This window comes from Micromonospora sp. NBRC 107095 (assembly GCF_030269705.1).
GTDB classification, from domain to species: Bacteria; Actinomycetota; Actinomycetes; order Mycobacteriales; family Micromonosporaceae; genus Micromonospora; species Micromonospora parva.
Map to the genome: position 1 here is coordinate 393,125 of NZ_BSTU01000005.1, position 16,799 is coordinate 409,923.

Annotated in this window: 18 protein-coding genes; 5 read left to right on the forward strand and 13 right to left on the reverse strand. The window is 71.4% G+C overall.

The features are described from left to right. Positions 1 to 48 precede the first annotated feature (48 nt). Positions 49 to 924, forward strand: a complete 876-nt coding sequence (locus QSK15_RS24625; RefSeq protein WP_285796516.1) for an alpha/beta fold hydrolase — start codon at positions 49 to 51, stop codon at positions 922 to 924. 15 nt (positions 925 to 939) lie between these two features. On the opposite strand, the gene urtE is transcribed toward QSK15_RS24625, so the two are convergent. The 6 genes from urtE to QSK15_RS24655 all read right to left on the reverse strand — a co-directional run bounded on the left by urtE (position 940) and on the right by QSK15_RS24655 (position 7,355). Continuing rightward, positions 940 to 1,632 carry an urea ABC transporter ATP-binding subunit UrtE gene (gene urtE, locus QSK15_RS24630; RefSeq protein WP_112625517.1) on the reverse strand — a complete coding sequence of 231 codons (693 nt, stop codon included), beginning with the start codon at positions 1,630 to 1,632 and terminating at the stop codon, positions 940 to 942. After that, the gene (gene urtD / locus QSK15_RS24635) at positions 1,632 to 2,465 is read right to left on the reverse strand and encodes an urea ABC transporter ATP-binding protein UrtD (RefSeq protein ID WP_285796517.1); all 834 of its coding nucleotides are present in this window, start codon (positions 2,463 to 2,465) and stop codon (positions 1,632 to 1,634) included. Before urtD ends, urtE begins: the two co-directional genes overlap by 1 nt. Continuing rightward, a complete protein-coding gene (gene urtC / locus QSK15_RS24640) occupies positions 2,462 to 3,649 on the reverse strand; it encodes an urea ABC transporter permease subunit UrtC (RefSeq protein ID WP_285796518.1) in 1,188 nt (395 codons plus the stop codon). Before urtC ends, urtD begins: the two co-directional genes overlap by 4 nt. Further along, positions 3,646 to 4,533 (reverse strand): urea ABC transporter permease subunit UrtB, encoded by an 888-nt coding sequence (gene urtB, locus QSK15_RS24645; RefSeq protein ID WP_238661160.1) that lies wholly within the window; start codon positions 4,531 to 4,533, stop codon positions 3,646 to 3,648. Before urtB ends, urtC begins: the two co-directional genes overlap by 4 nt. A 75-nt stretch (positions 4,534 to 4,608) precedes the next feature. After that, positions 4,609 to 5,853, reverse strand: a complete 1,245-nt coding sequence (gene urtA, locus QSK15_RS24650; protein ID WP_285796519.1) for an urea ABC transporter substrate-binding protein — start codon at positions 5,851 to 5,853, stop codon at positions 4,609 to 4,611. A 419-nt stretch (positions 5,854 to 6,272) separates the two neighbouring features. Beyond that, positions 6,273 to 7,355 carry a substrate-binding domain-containing protein gene (locus QSK15_RS24655; protein ID WP_030335459.1) on the reverse strand — a complete coding sequence of 361 codons (1,083 nt, stop codon included), beginning with the start codon at positions 7,353 to 7,355 and terminating at the stop codon, positions 6,273 to 6,275. Positions 7,356 to 7,451: 96 nt separating this feature from the next. Here QSK15_RS24655 and QSK15_RS24660 point away from each other — a divergent pair, with 96 nt between their 5' ends. Further along, positions 7,452 to 7,916, forward strand: a complete 465-nt coding sequence (locus tag QSK15_RS24660; RefSeq protein WP_285796520.1) for a MarR family winged helix-turn-helix transcriptional regulator — start codon at positions 7,452 to 7,454, stop codon at positions 7,914 to 7,916. Between the two features lie 473 nt (positions 7,917 to 8,389). Here QSK15_RS24660 and QSK15_RS24665 read toward each other — a convergent pair whose 3' ends face one another. The 6 genes from QSK15_RS24665 to QSK15_RS24690 are packed head-to-tail and all read right to left on the reverse strand — an operon-like array spanning position 8,390 to position 12,949. Then, on the reverse strand, positions 8,390 to 9,106 hold the full coding sequence (locus QSK15_RS24665; RefSeq protein ID WP_285796521.1) for an urease accessory protein UreD: 717 nt from the start codon (positions 9,104 to 9,106) through the stop codon (positions 8,390 to 8,392). Further along, on the reverse strand, positions 9,106 to 9,891 hold the full coding sequence (gene ureG, locus QSK15_RS24670) for an urease accessory protein UreG (RefSeq protein WP_502889647.1): 786 nt from the start codon (positions 9,889 to 9,891) through the stop codon (positions 9,106 to 9,108). Before ureG ends, QSK15_RS24665 begins: the two co-directional genes overlap by 1 nt. Then, positions 9,881 to 10,615: an urease accessory protein UreF gene (locus QSK15_RS24675; RefSeq protein WP_285796522.1), complete on the reverse strand. Its 735-nt coding sequence runs from the start codon at positions 10,613 to 10,615 to the stop codon at positions 9,881 to 9,883. The genes ureG and QSK15_RS24675 overlap by 11 nt, the downstream gene beginning before the upstream one ends. Beyond that, positions 10,615 to 12,318: an urease subunit alpha gene (locus QSK15_RS24680; protein WP_285796523.1), complete on the reverse strand. Its 1,704-nt coding sequence runs from the start codon at positions 12,316 to 12,318 to the stop codon at positions 10,615 to 10,617. Before QSK15_RS24680 ends, QSK15_RS24675 begins: the two co-directional genes overlap by 1 nt. Then, positions 12,315 to 12,650, reverse strand: a complete 336-nt coding sequence (locus QSK15_RS24685) for an urease subunit beta (protein WP_285796524.1) — start codon at positions 12,648 to 12,650, stop codon at positions 12,315 to 12,317. Before QSK15_RS24685 ends, QSK15_RS24680 begins: the two co-directional genes overlap by 4 nt. After that, positions 12,647 to 12,949, reverse strand: coding sequence for an urease subunit gamma (locus QSK15_RS24690; RefSeq protein WP_285796720.1), 303 nt, complete (start codon positions 12,947 to 12,949; stop codon positions 12,647 to 12,649). The genes QSK15_RS24685 and QSK15_RS24690 overlap by 4 nt, the downstream gene beginning before the upstream one ends. A 311-nt stretch (positions 12,950 to 13,260) precedes the next feature. Here QSK15_RS24690 and QSK15_RS24695 point away from each other — a divergent pair, with 311 nt between their 5' ends. Both QSK15_RS24695 and QSK15_RS24700 read left to right on the forward strand, forming a co-directional pair. After that, positions 13,261 to 13,668 (forward strand): hypothetical protein, encoded by a 408-nt coding sequence (locus QSK15_RS24695; protein ID WP_285796525.1) that lies wholly within the window; start codon positions 13,261 to 13,263, stop codon positions 13,666 to 13,668. Between the two features lie 166 nt (positions 13,669 to 13,834). Further along, positions 13,835 to 14,851: a methyltransferase gene (locus QSK15_RS24700; protein ID WP_285796526.1), complete on the forward strand. Its 1,017-nt coding sequence runs from the start codon at positions 13,835 to 13,837 to the stop codon at positions 14,849 to 14,851. Between the two features lie 89 nt (positions 14,852 to 14,940). Here the strand turns inward: QSK15_RS24700 and QSK15_RS24705 are convergent, their stop codons facing one another. Continuing rightward, positions 14,941 to 15,792 (reverse strand): alpha/beta fold hydrolase, encoded by an 852-nt coding sequence (locus tag QSK15_RS24705; RefSeq protein ID WP_285796527.1) that lies wholly within the window; start codon positions 15,790 to 15,792, stop codon positions 14,941 to 14,943. Between the two features lie 140 nt (positions 15,793 to 15,932). Between QSK15_RS24705 and QSK15_RS24710 the strand changes: the two genes are divergently transcribed. Continuing rightward, entirely contained in the window at positions 15,933 to 16,799 is an 867-nt protein-coding gene (locus QSK15_RS24710; protein ID WP_285796528.1) for a metallophosphoesterase family protein, read from the forward strand.

Consider the following 16,799-nt stretch of genomic DNA (forward strand, 5'->3'; position numbering starts at 1 on the left):
GTCTGGCACGGTCGAGGGGTCCACCCCGTGACCGGGTCAGGAGAGTCAATGGCCGAGAACGCCGTACGCCACCGGACCGTCGACGTCGACGGCATCGCGATCTTCTACCGCGAGGCCGGTCCCGTCGACGCGCCGGTGGTGCTGCTGCCGCACGGGTACCCGTCGTCGTCGTTCCAGTTCCGCCACCTGCTGCCCGCACTGGCCGACCGGTGGCACGTCATCGCGCCCGACTACCCGGGTTTCGGTTACAGCGCGCTGCCCGACCCCGACCGGTTCGCGTACACCTTCGACGCGCACGCTCACCTGCTCCAGCGCTTCGTCGACACACTGGGGCTGACCCGCTACGTGATCTACCTGCAGGACTACGGCAGCCAGTTCGGGCTGCGCCTGGCGATGGCCGCCCCGCAGCGGGTCGCCGGCCTGGTCATCCAGAACGGCGACATCTACCCCGACCAGCACGGGCCCAAGTACGAGCCGCTGAAACGGTTCTGGCGCGACCCGACTGACGAGGGCCGGGAGGAGTTGGCCGCCGCGATCAGCGAGGAGGGCTTCCGGGGTGAGTTCCTGGGCGAGCTACCGGACCGGCTGACCGACCTGGTCAGCCCGGATCTGTGGCGGCTCTCCGGCGCGCTGGTCACCGATCCGCGGCGGCGGGACGCCTGGCTGCGGCTCCTCGCCGACCAGGGCAGCACCGTCGCCTGGTTCCCCCGCCAGCAGGAGTACCTGCGGACCCACCGGCCGCCCACGCTGATCGTGTGGGGACCGCACGACGGCTACATGCCGGAGGGCGCCGCCTGCGCCTACCTGCGGGACCTGCCCGACGCCGAGCTGCACCTGCTCGACGGCGGGCACTGGCTGCTGGAGACGCACCTCGACGAGGTCGTCCGGCTGGTCCGCGACTTCCTCAACCGCGTCCAGCCGTGACAGACGCCCCGCCGATCAGACCGCCAGGGCCGCCCGGACCTCCCGCTCCGCTGTGACACCCCCGTCGCCGTGCGAGGTGACCCGGCCGGACTCCAGCACGTGGTAACGGTCCGCCACCCGCAACGCGAAACCCAGGTGTTGCTCGACGAGGAGCACACTGAACCCGGACTGCCGGGTCAACTCGACGATCCGCTCCTGGATCTCGGCGACCACCGACGGCTGGATGCCCTCGGTCGGCTCGTCGAGCATCAACAGCCGGGGCCGGGTGATCAGGGCACGGGCGATGGCCAACTGCTGGCGCTGACCGCCGGAGAGCAGCCCGGCCCGACGCCGCAGCAGCGGGCGCAGCGCCGGGAACAGATCCAGCACCTCCGCCGTGGCCACCGCCCCGTCGCGCCGGCCGTCGGCGACCAGCCGCAGGTTCTCCGCGGCGGTCAGGTGCGGGAAGCACTGCTGACCCTGCGGGACGTACGCCATCCCCCGCGCCACCCGCTCGTGCGGCCCGGCGCGGGTGACGTCCTCACCGTCCAACTCGACGGTGCCGGCGCTCGGACGCAGCAGGCCGGCCGCGACCCGCAACAGTGTGCTCTTGCCGGCGCCGTTGTGCCCGAGCACTGCGGCCACCCCGTCGGGCGGGACGGCCAGGTCGACCCCGTGCAGCACCCGGGAGCGCCCGTACCCGGCGTGCACCCCACGCAGCGTCAGCATCATGCCTCCCGGCCAGTGCGGGCCGACCCGGCGTCGACCGGGTGGCCAAGGTAGACCTCCTGCACGCGCGGGTCCGCCTGCACCTGCGCCACGGTGCCCTCGCTGAGCACCCGCCCGGCGTGCAGCACCGTGACACTGCGCGCGAACCGGCGCAGGAAGTCCATGTCGTGCTCGATCACGACGACGGTGCGGTCCCGGCTCACCGTCTCCAACAGGGCGCCGGTGGCGTCGCGTTCCTCGTGGCTCATGCCGGCGACCGGTTCGTCCAGCAGCAGCAGCCGGGCGTCCTGCACCAGCAGCATGCCGATCTCCAGCCACTGCTTCTGGCCATGCGCGAGGGTCCCGGCGAGGTGCCCGGCGCGCTCGGCCAGCCCGATGGTCTCCAGCGCCGCGGCCACCTCGTCGGGGACACCACGGCGACGCCGGGCCAGGGTCGCCCAGCTGCGCCGGGCCCCGGCGGCGATGTCGAGGTTCTGCAACACCGACAGCTCCTCGAAGACCGTCGAGGTCTGGAACGTCCGCCCGATGCCGAGGCGGCTGATCTTGTGCACCGGGCGACCCAGCAGCTCCTCGGCACCGAAGCGGACCGAGCCGGTGGCCCGGACCAGGCCGGTGATCGCGTCGACAAGTGTGGTCTTGCCGGCCCCGTTCGGTCCGATCAGGAACCGGATGTCCCCGGCGGGCACCTCCAGGCTGACCCCGTCGACGGCGGTGAAGCCGTCGAAGCTGACCCGCACGTCGCGGACGGACAACCCGTCCAACCGTTGACCGCTCATGCCGTCCTGGCTGGGCATGCCCTCACGGCCCTCGCTGCGCTCGGTGCGTTCGCTCATGCCGCCGGCACCTCCGTCTGTTCGGCACGTCGTCGGGCTGGCGACAACCACCCACGCCGCGCCGGCTGCCCGCCGACGTCACGGCGGCGAGCCAGCGCCCACAGCGACGCCAGGCCGCCGGGAAGGAACGCCACCACCACCACGAAGAGCAACCCCTGCAGGTACGTCCAGGTACCCGGGAACCGCTCGGACAGGGCGGTCCGCGCCCAGGCCACCGCCACCGCGCCGAGCACCGGCCCGAGCAGTGTGGCCCGGCCACCCACCGCGACGCCGATGACGAACTCGATCGACGGGACGATGCCGATCAGCGCGGGCGAGATGATGCCCACCGCCGGCACGAACAGCGCACCGGCCAACCCGGCCATGCCGGCCGCGACCACGTACGCCACCAGCTTGACCGACGCCGGGTCGTAGCCCAGGAAGCGGACCCGTTCCTCACCGTCGCGGACCGCCACCAGCAGCTCGCCGTAGCGGCTGTGGATGAGCTGCCGGGTCAGCGCGAGCAACGCCAGCAACGTGCCGGCGATGATGAAGTACACCATCCGCTGGTTGACCGGGTCGTCCAGGTCGTAACCGAAGAAGCCCTTGATGTCGGTGAGCCCGTTGGTGCCGCCGGTGGTGCCCTGCTGACCGATCAGCAGAATCACCATCGCGGCGGCGAGCGCCTGGCTGAGGATGGCGAAGTACGCGCCGCGCACCCGGCGGCGGAACACCAGCGAGCCGAGCCCGAAGGCGACCGCCATCGGCAGCAGCACCGTGGCGGGCAGCGCGAACCACGGGCTGGCGAACGGCCGCCACCACAGGGGCAGCTCGTCGAGCTGCCCGTACAGCTGCATGAAGTCGGGCATCCCACCCGGGCCCGCGTCGGCGAGCTTGAGGTGCATGGCCATCGCGTAGCCGCCGAGACCGAAGAAGACGCCCTGGCCCAGGGTGAGCATCCCACCCCGGCCCCAGGCGATCCCGATGCCGACCGCGACCATGGCGACGCAGAGGTACTTGGCGAGCAGCGCCAACCGGAAGTCCGACAACACCAGCGGGGCGACGGCGAAGAGCAGCGCCGCGCCGAAGGCGAACCCGGCCGCCGTGCGCAGCCGTGAGCGTCGTCCCGGCGGGTTCGGTGGTGCGGCGCCGGCGGGGGCCGGTGCGACGGCGGTACTGGGCGGCGCGGGGGTGACGGCGGTCATGCGAGGCTCCTGGTCCGCAACGTGAACAGGCCCTGTGGTCGCCACTGGAGGAACGCGACGATCGCCACGAACACGATCACCTTGGCGACGCTGAGGGTGGTCAGGTACTCCCCGGTGGCCTGGAGCACGCCGAGGGCGAAGGCGACTATCACACTCCCCTTGAGCTGGCCGATCCCCCCGACCACGACGACCAGGAAGGCGTCGATGATCAGGTTGGTGCCCATGGTCGGGCCGATCGGCCCGAGCAGGGTGAGCGCCACTCCGGCCAGCCCGGCCAGGCCGGAGCCGAGGAAGAAGGTGGTCCGGTCGACCCGGGACGTGGCGATGCCGGATACGGCGGCCAGGTCGCGGTTCTGCACCACCGCGCGGATCCGACGCCCGAGCGGGGTGAGTCGCAGCGCCAGTGTGAGCGCCGCGACGGCGGCCAGCGCCAGAGCCAGGATGAACAGCCGATTGTTGGCGATGGTCAGCCCGCCGGGCAGCGCCACGTTGCCGGTGAGCAGTTCGGGCGCGCGGGTCTGCACGTTCGGACTGCCGAAGACGTCGCGGGCCAGTTGCTGCAGCATCAGTGACACCCCCCAGGTGACCAGCAGGGTGTCCAGTGGTCGGGCGTAGAGCCGGCGGATGAGCAGCACCTCCAGCAGGACACCCATGGTGCCGGCGACCACGAACGCCACCGGCAGCGCGACCACCAGCGACAGGCCGGCGCCGGTGATGCTCTGCTGCAGGACGTAGGTGGTGTACGCGCCGGCCATGATGAACTCACCGTGCGCCATGTTGATCACGTTCATCTGGCCGAAGGTCAGCGCGAGGCCGAGCGCGATGAGCAGCAGCACCGCGCCGATGCTGATGCCGGTGAAGAGTTGACCGAAGAGGACTGTCACGGTGGGTACTCCGTACTGCTGGTCGGGTGGCCCGGGCGGGGCGCGTCGCCGCGTGGCCCGCCCGGGCCGGCGTCGTCAGCTCAGCCCGCTCGCCCACGGGTAGGTCTTGAGGTACGGGTCCGGCGCGACCGGCTTGCCGGAGTTCCACACCTCGGTGATCAGACCGTCCGCGCCGATCTTGCCGATCCGGGCGGTCTTGGCGATGTGCTGGGTCTTGCCGTCGACGGTGACCAGACCCTCCGGCGCGTCGAAGGTGATCCCGTCCGAGGCGGAGCGGACCTTCTCCACGTCGAAGGCGCCGGCCTTCTCGACCATCGCCTTCCACAGGTGGACCCCGACGTACGCGGCCTCCATCGGGTCACTGGTCGGTTTGTCCGCGCCATACTTCGCCTTGTACGCGGCCACGAACTTCGAGTTCGCCGCACCGGGGGTGGTCTGGTAGTAGTTCCAGGCCGTCAGTTGGCCCTCCAGGTACTGGGTGCCGATGCTCTTGACCTCCTCCTCGGCGATCGACACCGACACCACCGGCATGGCGGCGGCGGTCAGCCCCGCGGACTTGTATTCCTTGAAGAAGGCCACATTGCTGTCACCGTTGAGCGTGTTGAACACCGCGTCCGCGCCGGACGATTTGACCTTGTTGACGATGGTGCCGAACTCGGTGGAGCCCAGCGGCGCGTAATCCTCGCCCAGCACGGACATCCCGTTCGCGGCCGCGTACGCCTTGATGATTTTGTTAGCCGTACGGGGAAAGACGTAGTCGCTACCGACCAGATAGACCGACTTCGCGCCCTGCGACTTGAGGTAGTCGAGCCCTGGAACGATCTGCTGGTTGGTCGTCGCTCCGGTGTAGAAGATGTAGGGCGACTGCTCCAGACCCTCGTACTGCACGGGGTAGAACAGCAACGCCTTGTTCTTCTCGAACACCGGTTTGACCGCCTTGCGGCTGGCGGAGGTCCAACAGCCGAAGACGGCGGCCACCCGGTCCTCGGAGATGAGCTTCTCGGCCTTCTCGGCGAAGGTGGGCCAGTCGGAGGCGCCGTCCTCACCGACCGGTTGGATCTTCTTGCCGAGGACGCCGCCGGCCGCGTTGATCTCCTCGACGGCGAGCATGATGGCGTCGCGAACGGTGACCTCGCTGATCGCCATGGTCCCGGAGAGCGAGTTGAGCAGGCCCACCTTGACGGTGTCGCCGGAGACGTCGGCGCTGACGCCGGTCGCGCCGCCGGAGTCGGTGGTCTTGCTGCCGCACGCGGTCATCGCGGCCGCGGCGACCACTGTGATGGCACCCGCCAGGATGCGGCGGCCCCGGAATAATGACATCTACTCTCCCTGCGGTGCACTCAGGTGACGAAAGGACGGTCGGTGCGGTCCGATGGAGCTGACGTGGGCGGTGCCGGGGTCGACGGGTGGACGCCGCGCGGGGCACCGGATCGGATATGGGCAGGGAAAGCGTCGACCGACATGATTGCGCGGGTGTTTCCCGGTCCTTAATTGACTGTTTCCGAGGCCCTGTCAGGCGCGCACGAAAAACGGCCGACACCGTGGGGAGGAAACGGTGTCGGCCGTTGGGAAAGACGCGAGATAAGTGCCACCACAATGGTGGGCGAAAGAATCCGCCGACGGCGGGCGCACAATGGTGACAGCTGACCGCCCGGCCAGATACTTCACGCAGGAAGCATCTTAGGACGGGATCGGGTGGCGCTGTCAAGGGCCCGGTGGGCCGACTCCCGGCGCCCGGTTCAGAGTTGGGCGAGCACTGTGAAGTCCAACCCGTCCGCCTCGGCCAGGTAGATGCGCTGACGCACGTGCCGCTGACGCAGCCGCAACCGTCCACGCGGCCCGTGGTAGGCGACCGTGTCGGCGGCCGTCTCGATGGCCCGCACGTCGAGGGTGCGGGCCTGACCGATCAGCGCGGCGAGCAGCATGACACCCTCGTAACAGGACTCCCCCAGGCTGCCCAGCGGTGGTGCCTCCACCCCGAAACGCCGGGCGAACTCGCCGTGGAAGTCGAGGTTCTCCGGGGTCACCAGCCCGGCGAAGAAGCCCGCCGTGCTGTACAGCCTCCGGGTCGCGCCGGCACCGCTGGCCAGCAGCATGTTCTCGTCCATCAGGGTGCTCAGCCGCAGGCAGCGCTGATCCAGGCCGGATCGGGCGAACGCGCGGTTGAACCGCACCGCGTCGGCACCGACCAGCAGCATCAACACCGCGTCCGCGTCACTGTGCTCGATGCGGCGCAACACCTCGGTGAAGTCGTGCGCGTCCAACGGCAGGAAGTGCCGGCCCACCACCTGCCCACCGCCGCGCAGCGCGTACCGCTGGGCTGCCCGCGAGGTACGACGCGGCCACACGTAGTCGTTTCCCACCACGAACCAGCGACGCACCCCCTGCTCCCCGGCGAGCAGCCGCATCGCGGGCCACAGTTGGGCATCCGGTGTCTCGCTGGTCAGGAAGACCCCTTCGGTACGCTCACCGCCCTCGTAGAGTGCGGTGTAGACGTACGGCACCCGATGCGCGACGCGGGGCGCCAACGCCTGGCGCACCGAGGAGATGTGCCACCCGGTCACCCCCTGCACGGCTCCCACCGACACCAACGCCTCGACCTCGGCGGCCACCTCTGCCGGCGGTGCGCCACCGTCGACGGGCACCAGCCGCACCTCCCGGCCCAACACCCCACCGCACCGATTGATCTCCTCCACCGCGAGTTGCGCGCAGAGCTCGCAGGTGGGGCCGAACATGCCGGCCGGCCCGCGCATCGGGTAGACCAGCGCGATGCTGACCACGGCACGGTCGACGGTCAGCCACGGCGGTGCCGGCGCGGACATGAGCACATGATTGCCCGGCCCACGACGGAAGACCAGCGCTCACCACTGGCCGGGACGACTCGCTACCATGACACTGCCACCGGACCAGGGAGTTTCATGTCAGACGTGCCCGGGGCGCCAGCCGACCTGCTGCGCTCGCTCACCCGCGCCGAACGTTTGCTCTCCCGCCGACTGGGCGCGGTGCTGGCCGACGACGGGCTGAGCATCGAGGCCTGGCGGGTGCTCTGCCTGCTCTCCGACGGCCAGGGTCACCCGATGAGCGAGGTGTCCGCCGAGGCGTCGCTGCCGCCGGGCACCCTCACCAAGCTGGTCGACCAGCTCGTCGACCGCAACCTCGTCTTCCGCAGGATCGATCCGATCGACCGCCGTCGGATCCGGGCGTACCTGAGCGCCCGGGGCCGCCGCGAATATGCCCGCCTGGACGAGCGGGTCCGCGCCAGCCTCGCCGAGCTGGGCGTGGAGCAGGCGTTCGATTTGATCAGCCACCTCGACGACCTGATCGGCCGCCTCGACCCGGCCCGGCAGCGGGAGCACGCCGACGCGTCCGGCCCTCACCGCTGACCTCTGCCCGGCGCGCCGACCAACCCTCGTCCCGCCCTGCCCCCGACGCGGCAAGGATCGCGACGCGGGCTGGCCTTGAGCGCGCCCCGGCCGCAAGCACCACCCGACCGCGAACGCCCCCCGACCACACACGGCACCCAGCCACGAGCGCCACCCAGCCACACACGGCACCCACCCGCGAGCACCGCCCGACCGCGAACGCCACCCGGCCGCGAACGCCACCCGGCCTCGAGCGTCACCCGGCCTCGAGCGTCACCCGGCCTCGAGCGTCACCCGGCCTCGAGCGTCACCCGGCCTCGAGCGTCACCCGGCCTCGAGCGTCACCCGGCCTCGAGCGTCACCCGGCCTCGAGCGTGATGTCTGTGAGTCATCGTGATGACTCACAGACATCACGCTCTCCGCAGCGTCCGCGTCCAGAACGGCCGGGGCACCAGGCGAACCGACAGGGCTTCCTAGCCGGTGAGATGGGCGCGCTAGCTGGTGAGGTGGGCGCGCAGGGTGTGCGCGTCGGGGGCGGTGGCGGTCCACAGTGTCGCCGGGCCGCCGGCCAGCGGCAGCCGGGCGACACCGGCCTCGACCGCCGCGGGTCCGGCGGGGCGCGACGGGTCGACCACCAGCAGCGACCCGGTGGCCGGGGCCCCGCCGAGCACCGCCGGGCCGGCCCAGCCCGGCGCGTGCGGTCCCACCGCGAGGGACTGGCGCAGCAGTGGTCGACCCGCGTAGTCGACGTGGGTGTGCACCACGGCACCGCCGGGCGTCTCGCCGTACCGACCGCAGATCAGCTCGTCGCGCCAGCGCAGGCTCGCACCGGCGGCCAGTTCGACGCGGGATTCGGCGAGATGCGCGCAGCCGGCCGCCGCGACCAACTGTTCCGGAAGCCAGTGCAGCGTGGCACCGGCGTGCACCATCGCCCGCACCGCCATCCGGGAGACGGCACCCGAGCGACCCGGCAGGGCGATGGAGGCGGCGACGCTGTGCACCCGGACGGCCGCGCCCGGGCCCACCTCGATCTCCAGGCGCAGATCGTCGCCGGCGAGTGGTCCGGCCGCCCCGCCGACGAGGTACACAGTGGCGACACCACCGTCGGTCGGGGTCTGGCGCAGCAGCAACGGCGTTTCGCCGTGCAGCTCGACCAGTGCTGTGCCGCCCCGACCGTCGGCCCGGGCGACAAGCCGGGCGAGCGCTCGCATCAGGCCGGGCCGACCGGCGCGGTGAACGGGTGCAGGTCGGCGTGGTGGGCCAACTCGTGCCGGATCCACTCTGCGACCGCTGACGCCGTCGGATCTCCCACAATGGACAGGAAGAGGGTGGGGAGGTCGCCACGTCGGGCTCGCGCGTCACGGTCCATGACGGCGAGATCGGCACCCACCAGCGGTGCCAGGTCGGTCTTGTTGATCACGAGGAGGTCGGCGGCGGTGACCCCCGGCCCACCCTTGCGGGGCACCTTGTCCCCGCCCGCCACGTCGACCACGAAGATCTGCCGGTCGACAAGCCCCCGACTGAAGGTCGCGGTCAGATTGTCCCCGCCGCTCTCCACGAGGACCAGGTCCAACGGACCGACCGTCTCGGCCAGTTCGTCGACGGCGTCCAGGTTGGCGCCGATGTCGTCCCGGATGGCCGTGTGCGGGCAGCAGCCGGTCTCCACCGCCCGGATCCGGGCGGGGTCCAGCACCCCGGCCCGCCTGAGGAAGTCGGCGTCCTCGGTCGTGTAGATGTCGTTCGTCACCACGCCGAGCCGCAACTCGTCGGCGAAGGCCCGGCAGAGGGCGGCCACCAGGGCCGTCTTGCCGGAACCGACCGGGCCGCCGATGCCGACCCGCAGGGCACGGCCGGCGCGCGCCAACGGCGGGTGGGGGTCCACCCCCGGCTCCGGGTGGCTGTGCGGAACGGTCTCGTCGTGGGGTGGGGCGGCCGGCGGCGGCGTGGTCGGGTCGACGGCGGGCACAGCGCTCGGCACAACGGTGTCAGGACGCAAAGAGACGCACCTCCCAGGTGGCATGGATTTCGGCATGGATGTCGGCGAGTGGAGCGGCAGCGGCCGGCAGCCGCTCCGGTGGACCGTCGGCGGCCCGTGCCGCGTCGGCAGCGGTGCCGTCGCAGGCGTCGGCCAGGCCGACCAGCAGGGCCTGGACCCGGTACGGGTCGAGACCGAGCAGACGTACGCCGGCGCTGGCCGCCCCGGTGACCGTCCCGTACGCGGCGATCGTGGCGGTCTCGACGCGGGACAGCCCGGCCGCGGCGCAGAGCAGCCCCAGCACCAGCGGTTGGTGTGCGCCACCGGGCGTCGCGGGCAGGTCCGCGAACGGGGCGTCCGGGAAGATGGCCCGGCCGGCCCGCAGCAGCGCCCGGCCCTGTCGACGCGAGACCGCCCGCAGCGCCGGTGCGGCGGTACGCGCGTCCAACTCCGCGTCGAGCCGGGCCAGCGCCTGCGACCTGACGGCAGGGTCAGCCAGCACACCCGACCGGGCCGGGTGCGCCGAGCCGACGGCCCCGGGCGCCGCCGTCCGGTGCGCGGCCGCCGCGAACGCCGCACCGACCAGACCGGCGGTGGCCAACCGTCCGGCCAGGAACGCCTCCAACGTGACCAGGTCGGTGACCCGGCCGGCGGCGACCGCCGCCTCCAGACCACCGGAGTGCGCGTGCGCCCCCGCCGGAAAGCGCCCGTCGGCCAGCAGCAACAGCAGGCTCGGCGTCGCCATCAGAACAGGAAGTACCGCTGGGCCATGGGCAGCCGGGTCACCGGGTCCGGCTCCACCACCTGCCCGTCGATCCGCACGGTGAAGCTGTCCGGGTCCACCTCGATGCGCGGCATCGCGTTGTTCTCCGGCAGGTCGGCCTTGCCCCGCGACCGCACGTCGCTCACCGGTACCACCCGGCGGCGCACGTCCAGGCGGAGCCCGGCGTCCACTGCCGCCGGGGCCACGAAGGCCAGGCTGGTGGCCGCCGCCGCCGCGCCGTACGCCCCGAACATCGGCCTCGGCAGCATCGGCTGGGGTGTCGGGATCGAGGCGTTCGCGTCACCCATCTGGGCGTACGCGATCATGCCGCCCTTGAGCACCAGGTGCGGTCGGACGCCAAAGAACGCCGGATCCCAGAGCACCAAGTCGGCGAGCTTGCCCGGCTCGACCGAGCCGATCTCCCGTTCCAGCCCGTTGGCCATCGCCGCGCAGATGGTGTACTTCGCCACGTACCGCCGGGCCCGGTGATTGTCGGCGGCCCCGTCACCCGGCAGCGCGCCGACCCGGTCCTTCATCACGTGGGCGCTCTGCCAGGTCCGCGTGATGACCTCGCCGACCCGGCCCATCGCCTGCGCGTCGGAACCGATGATCGAGATCGCGCCGAGGTCGTGCAGCAGGTCCTCGGCGGCCATGGTGGACGGTCGGATCCGGCTCTCGGCGAACGCCAGGTCCTCCGGCACGGACGGGTTGAGATGGTGGCAGACCATCAACATGTCCAGGTGCTCGGCGAGGGTGTTGGCGGTGTACGGCCGGGTCGGGTTGGTCGACGACGGCAGCACGTTCGGCTCGCTGGCCACCGTGATGATGTCCGGCGCGTGCCCGCCGCCGGCGCCCTCGGTGTGGTACGAGTGGATGGCCCGCCCACCGATCGCCCGGAGGGTGTCGGCGACGAAACCGGCCTCGTTGAGCGTGTCGGTGTGGATCGACACCTGCACCCCGGACGCGTCCGCAACTCGCAGGCACGCGTCGATCGCCGCCGGTGTGGTGCCCCAGTCCTCGTGCAGCTTGAAACCGCCCGCGCCGGCCCGCAACTGTTCCCACAGCGCCTCGTCGGAGACGGTGTTGCCCTTGCCGAGCAGCAGCACGTTGACCGGCATGGTGTCCAGCGCCTCGTGCATCCGGGCCAGGTGCCAGGCGTTCGGGGTGACAGTGGTCGCGCGGGTCCCCTCGGCCGGCCCGGTGCCACCGCCGACCAGCGTGGTGACGCCGCTGGACAGCGCCTCGGTGACGATCTGCGGGCAGATGAAGTGCACGTGGGTGTCGACAGCGCCGGCGGTGAGGATCCGCCCGTTGCCAGCGATCACCTCTGTCGACGGACCGATGACCAGGTCGGGGTGCACTCCGGGCATGGTGTCCGGGTTGCCGGCGCGACCGAGCGCCACGATGCGCCCGTCGCGCAGCCCGACGTCGGCCTTGACCACACCCCAGTGGTCGAGCACCACAGCGCCGGTGATGACGGTGTCCAGGGCCCCCTCGGCCCGGGTGGCCCGGGACTGCCCCATCGACTCGCGGATCACCTTCCCGCCGCCGAAGACCGCCTCGTCGCCGCCGACGCAGTGATCGGTCTCCACCTCGATGAGCAGGTTGGTGTCGGCCAGCCGGATCCGGTCACCGGTCGTCGGCCCGTACAGGTCGATGTAGCGGTCCCGCCGCACGGCGCTCATTGCGGCGGCCCGGCGGCCGTCGGGGTGTCGAGCGGTCCGCCGCACTCGCCCCGCAGGCCGGGTACGACGCGCGCGCCTCCCAGCGGGACGAGGTCGACGCTGCGGCTGACGCCCGGCTCGAACCGGACCGAGGTGCCGGCCGGTACGGCGAGGCGCTGCCCCCAGGCGCCGCCCCGGTCGAAGGAGAGCGCCGGGTTGGCCTCGGCGAAGTGGTAGTGCGAGCCGACCTGCACCGGGCGGTCGGCGGTGTTGACCACGAGCAGCGTGGTCACCGGGCGACCCACGTTGATCTCGACCGGGTCGGCCGCCGGCAGGATCTCCCCGGGGATCACGGGATGGGGTGGTGCACCGTCACCAACTTGGTGCCGTCCGGGAACGTCGCCTCCACCTGCACCTCCCTCAGCAACTCGGGGATGCCGTCCTGGACGTCGTCGCGGCCGAGCACGCTGCGACCGGCTGTCATCAGGTCGACAACGGACCGGCCGTCGCGTGCCCCTTCGAGCAGGAACGCGGTGATGATCGCGACGGCTTCGGGGTAGTTGAGGCGCAGGCCGCGTTCGCGGCGGGCGCGGGCGACGTCGGCCGCCACGTGGACGAGCAGGCGGTCCTGCTCGTGCGGGCTGAGGAACACAGGGCTCTCCCGGTGGGTCGGCGTGCCCCGGCTCGCCGTCGGCTCCACGCGGAGCCCTCCGGGCGGACCCGGGGACGAGCTGGGAGTCACACGACCGCCGGGGCACCGCCGCCGGGGCGACCCGGGACTCCACCATCCCGGCCCGCGCGACGGGCAACCGGCGGTGTCGGGTCGGATGCGGACCGCACCGCCCACCGCTGAGCCGACCGTAGAGGATCACCACCGGCCGGGCAACAGTCCGTCCGGAATGCGGGCCGGGCCGGGTACCGGTACTCATTCCGCTTCCACGGCGGGCCAGGCATGATCGTCCGATGACGGCGACGAGGGGTACCCGAGCACTGCTCGGTGTCCTGTTCCTGGCGGCGGCCACTGTCGGAGCCTGGCTGCTCTGGCTGGGTTGGGACGACGAGTACACGGTCGACTCGCAGACCGGTGCGACGAGCGGCCCGTACGACCCGTGGCAGGTGATCGGCTGTGTGCTGACGCTCGTCCTGCTGGCCGCGCTGGCGGGGGCGCGGCTCAGCCCGTGGCTGGTGGCACCGGTGATGACCGTGGCGTTCACGACGGTCTGGTCATGGCGGGCCGCGTCGACCGACGACAGCGGGTTGTGGGTGGTCGGGGGGATCCTGGTGCTGGTCGGGATGGCGGCCGGCAGCACGCTGGTGAGCCTCGCGGCGCGGCGGCTGAGCCGGCGAAGGCTGGGGGGCCGACCCGGCTAGGAGCCGATGCGCTGTCCTGGCCACATTGCGGGTGTTCTCGACGATCGCTGGCAGCTCAGCGGCGCCCCGCCCGGAGTGTCGAACCGCTCAGCCGCCAACGATCTACGCCTTGCTGCGGGCGTGACCGTCCATCGTGGAAAGCGCCGATCTGTGATCTCATGTCGGCATGATCACTCCCACTCCCCTCATGCGTCTGGTGGCCGGTGTGTGGGGGTTCAAGACCCTCGCGGCCGGCGTCGAGCTGGGCCTGTTCACCAGGTTGGCCGGTGGGCGGACGATGACCGTCGAGGAGGCCGCCGCCGAGTTCGGGTTGCCGGACCGGCCGGCGGACCTGTTGCTGGCCGCGAGTGCCTCGCTCGGGCTGTTGGAGAAGGCCGGCGACGCGTACCGCAACACCGAGTTGGCCGAGCAGTTCCTGGTCGAGGGTCGCCCGTACTACTTCGGTGCGCAGATCCGCTACTCCGACCTGCGCACCTACCTGCCGTGGCACCGCATCGGCGAGGCACTGCGCACGGATCGGCCGTTGACCTGGGACCCGGAGGCCCAACAGTCCATGTTCGACACGGCCGACCCGGAGATGCTGGCGCAGTTCTGGGACGCGATGTTCTCCACGTCCAGCTTCACCGCCAGTGCGTTGGCCGACGCGTACGACTTCTCGGCGCACCGCCGGCTGCTCGACGTCGGCGGCGGGGCCGGCGCGTTCCCGATCGAGTTCTGCCGCCGCCTGCCCGAGCTGCGGGCGACCGTCCTGGATCTGCCGCACGTCTGCGTGCGGGCCCGGGAGCGGATAGCGGAGGCCGGCCTGACCGGACGGATCGACGCGGTGGCCGGTGATTTCCTCGCCGACCCGGCGCTGCCGACGGGCCACGACGTCATCCTGCTCAGCATGATCCTGCACGACTGGGACGAGCCGACGAACCGGGCGTTGCTGGCCCGCTGCCACGAGGCGTTGCCGCCCGGCGGGGCGATCGTCGTCTGCGAACTGCTGCTCAACGACGAACGCACCGGGCCACCCGAGGCGGCGCTGATGGGGATGAACATGCTTGTCGAGACCGAGGGTGGGCGCAACTACTCGGGCGCCGAGTACGCGGCCTGGCTGACCGACGCCGGTTTCGTCGACGTGCGTACGGTGCCGTTCGACGCGCCGGGGGCGAACGGCGCGGTGGTGGCCCGCCGGGCCTGACCGACGACGACACCCGGCCCCGGTGCGAACCGTGGGCCGGGTGTCGCGGCGCCTCACGGCGCTGGCGTCCGATCGGCTACCGATACGGGTCAGGCGCGCGCCTTGGCCGGCTGCTTCATGAAGTCCAGGACCGCCTTGTTGATCTCGTCGGCGTGGGTCCACGGGATGCCGTGCGGCGCGCCCTTGAGCGTGATGAGCTGGGCGGTCGGCATCATCGGCCCGAGCCGCTGACCGGTCACCGGGTAGGGCAGCACCCGGTCCTGGTCACCCTGCACGATCAACACCGGAATGTTGATCTTCGGCAGATCGGGGCGGAAGTCTTCCTGCCAGGCGTCCACACTGTCGTGGGTGGCCTTACCGGAGGCCATCGCGCCGATCTGCCAGTGCGCCCGGTACGCCTCCTCGCTGACCCGCTTGCCCATGTTCTGGTCCGGGTTGAAGAACGCGTCGCAGAAGGACGTCAGGTAGGCGAAGCGGTCCTTGATGATGGCGTCCTGGAAACCCTTGAAGAGGCTTCTCTCGACACCCTCCGGGTTGTCGTTGGCCTTGGCCAGCATCGGTTGCAGCGGGCTGATCAGCACCGCCCGGCTCACCCGTTGCGAGCCGTAGTTGCCGAGGTAGCGGACCACTTCGCCGGTGCCCATCGAGTGGCCGATCAGGGTCACCTCGTTCAGGTCCAACTCGGTCATCAGCACGTCCAGGTCCGCGGCGAACGTGTTGTAGTCGTACCCGAACGCCGGTTGGGCGGAGTTGCCGTTACCGCGCCGGTCGTAGGTGATCGTCCGGTATCCGGCGTTGAGCAGCGCGGTGGTCTCCTTCTCCCAGGTTGCGCCGTTGAACGGGAAGCCGTGGATCAGCACCACCGGCTTACCGGAACCGTGATCCTCGTAGTACAGGTCGATGGGCGCGGAGTTTTCCGTTCCCACGGTAATGAAAGGCATGTTTTTCTCCTGCTCCGGTTTCGGGCTGTCGGACGCCCCGCGCTTTCCCGTCGGGTCGACGGATATGCGGGCCACCGGACACGCCCAGAAGCCCCGAACAGGGGTGTTCTGATCGGGGCGCGACGGCCTAGCCTCGGGTGGTGAGCCTTCCGCCCCGGCTGCGGGCTGTCAGCGACCTGCACGTCGGGCACCCACTGAACCGGGCGTTCGTACAGCAGCTACGCCCCGACAACGACGGCGACTGGCTGCTGGTCGCCGGTGACGTCGCCGACCGGTTCGCCGACATCGAGTGGGCGCTCGGGCTGCTGAGCAGCCGGTTCGCGCGCGTCGTCTGGGCGCCCGGCAACCACGAGCTGTGGACGCCCCCGGGTGACCCGGTCACCCTGCGCGGCGAGGAGCGCTACCGCGAGCTGGTCCGGATGTGTCGACGGCTGGGGGTGCTCACGCCGGAGGACCCGTACCCGGTGTGGGACGGCGACGGCGGCCCGGCCACCGTCGCGCCGCTGTTCGTGCTCTACGACTACACGTTCCGGGTGCCGCAGGCCCGTACCCAGCAGGAGTCGCTGGCACTGGCGTACGCGGCCGGAGTGGTCTGCACCGACGAGATGCTGCTGCACCCCGACCCGCACCCCAGCCGGGAGGCGTGGTGCGCGGCCCGGATCGCCGAGACCGAACGCCGGCTGGCCGAACGCGACCCGGCGCTGCCGACCGTGCTGGTCAACCATTACCCGCTGGTGCGGGAACCCACCGACATCCTGCGCTACCCGCTGTTCGCCCAGTGGTGCGGCACCGTCCACACCAGCGACTGGCACCTGCGCTTCGACGCGGCCACCGCCGTCTACGGGCACCTGCACATCCCCCGCACCACCTTCCACGACGGGGTGCGTTTCGAGGAGGTCTCGCTCGGCTACCCCCGGGAGTGGCAACGCCGAGGGCCGGTGCCCGACCCGGTGCGCACCATCCACCCGGCCGACGACCTGCGCCGGCGCTCATCCGTCAGCGGGTGA

Bases quoted from the DNA above. Each gene is read 5' to 3' on its own strand.
- QSK15_RS24625 (WP_285796516.1), top strand. From the start codon at position 49: ATGGCCGAGAACGCCGTACGCCACCGGACCGTCGACGTCGACGGCATC.
- urtE (WP_112625517.1), bottom strand. From the start codon at position 1,632: ATGCTGACGCTGCGTGGGGTGCACGCCGGGTACGGGCGCTCCCGGGTG.
- urtD (WP_285796517.1), bottom strand. From the start codon at position 2,465: ATGAGCGAACGCACCGAGCGCAGCGAGGGCCGTGAGGGCATGCCCAGC.
- urtC (WP_285796518.1), bottom strand. From the start codon at position 3,649: ATGACCGCCGTCACCCCCGCGCCGCCCAGTACCGCCGTCGCACCGGCC.
- urtA (WP_285796519.1), bottom strand. From the start codon at position 5,853: ATGTCATTATTCCGGGGCCGCCGCATCCTGGCGGGTGCCATCACAGTG.
- QSK15_RS24655 (WP_030335459.1), bottom strand. From the start codon at position 7,355: ATGTCCGCGCCGGCACCGCCGTGGCTGACCGTCGACCGTGCCGTGGTC.
- QSK15_RS24660 (WP_285796520.1), top strand. From the start codon at position 7,452: ATGTCAGACGTGCCCGGGGCGCCAGCCGACCTGCTGCGCTCGCTCACC.
- QSK15_RS24665 (WP_285796521.1), bottom strand. From the start codon at position 9,106: ATGCGAGCGCTCGCCCGGCTTGTCGCCCGGGCCGACGGTCGGGGCGGC.
- QSK15_RS24675 (WP_285796522.1), bottom strand. From the start codon at position 10,615: ATGGCGACGCCGAGCCTGCTGTTGCTGCTGGCCGACGGGCGCTTTCCG.
- QSK15_RS24680 (WP_285796523.1), bottom strand. From the start codon at position 12,318: ATGAGCGCCGTGCGGCGGGACCGCTACATCGACCTGTACGGGCCGACG.
- QSK15_RS24695 (WP_285796525.1), top strand. From the start codon at position 13,261: ATGACGGCGACGAGGGGTACCCGAGCACTGCTCGGTGTCCTGTTCCTG.
- QSK15_RS24700 (WP_285796526.1), top strand. From the start codon at position 13,835: ATGATCACTCCCACTCCCCTCATGCGTCTGGTGGCCGGTGTGTGGGGG.
- QSK15_RS24705 (WP_285796527.1), bottom strand. From the start codon at position 15,792: ATGCCTTTCATTACCGTGGGAACGGAAAACTCCGCGCCCATCGACCTG.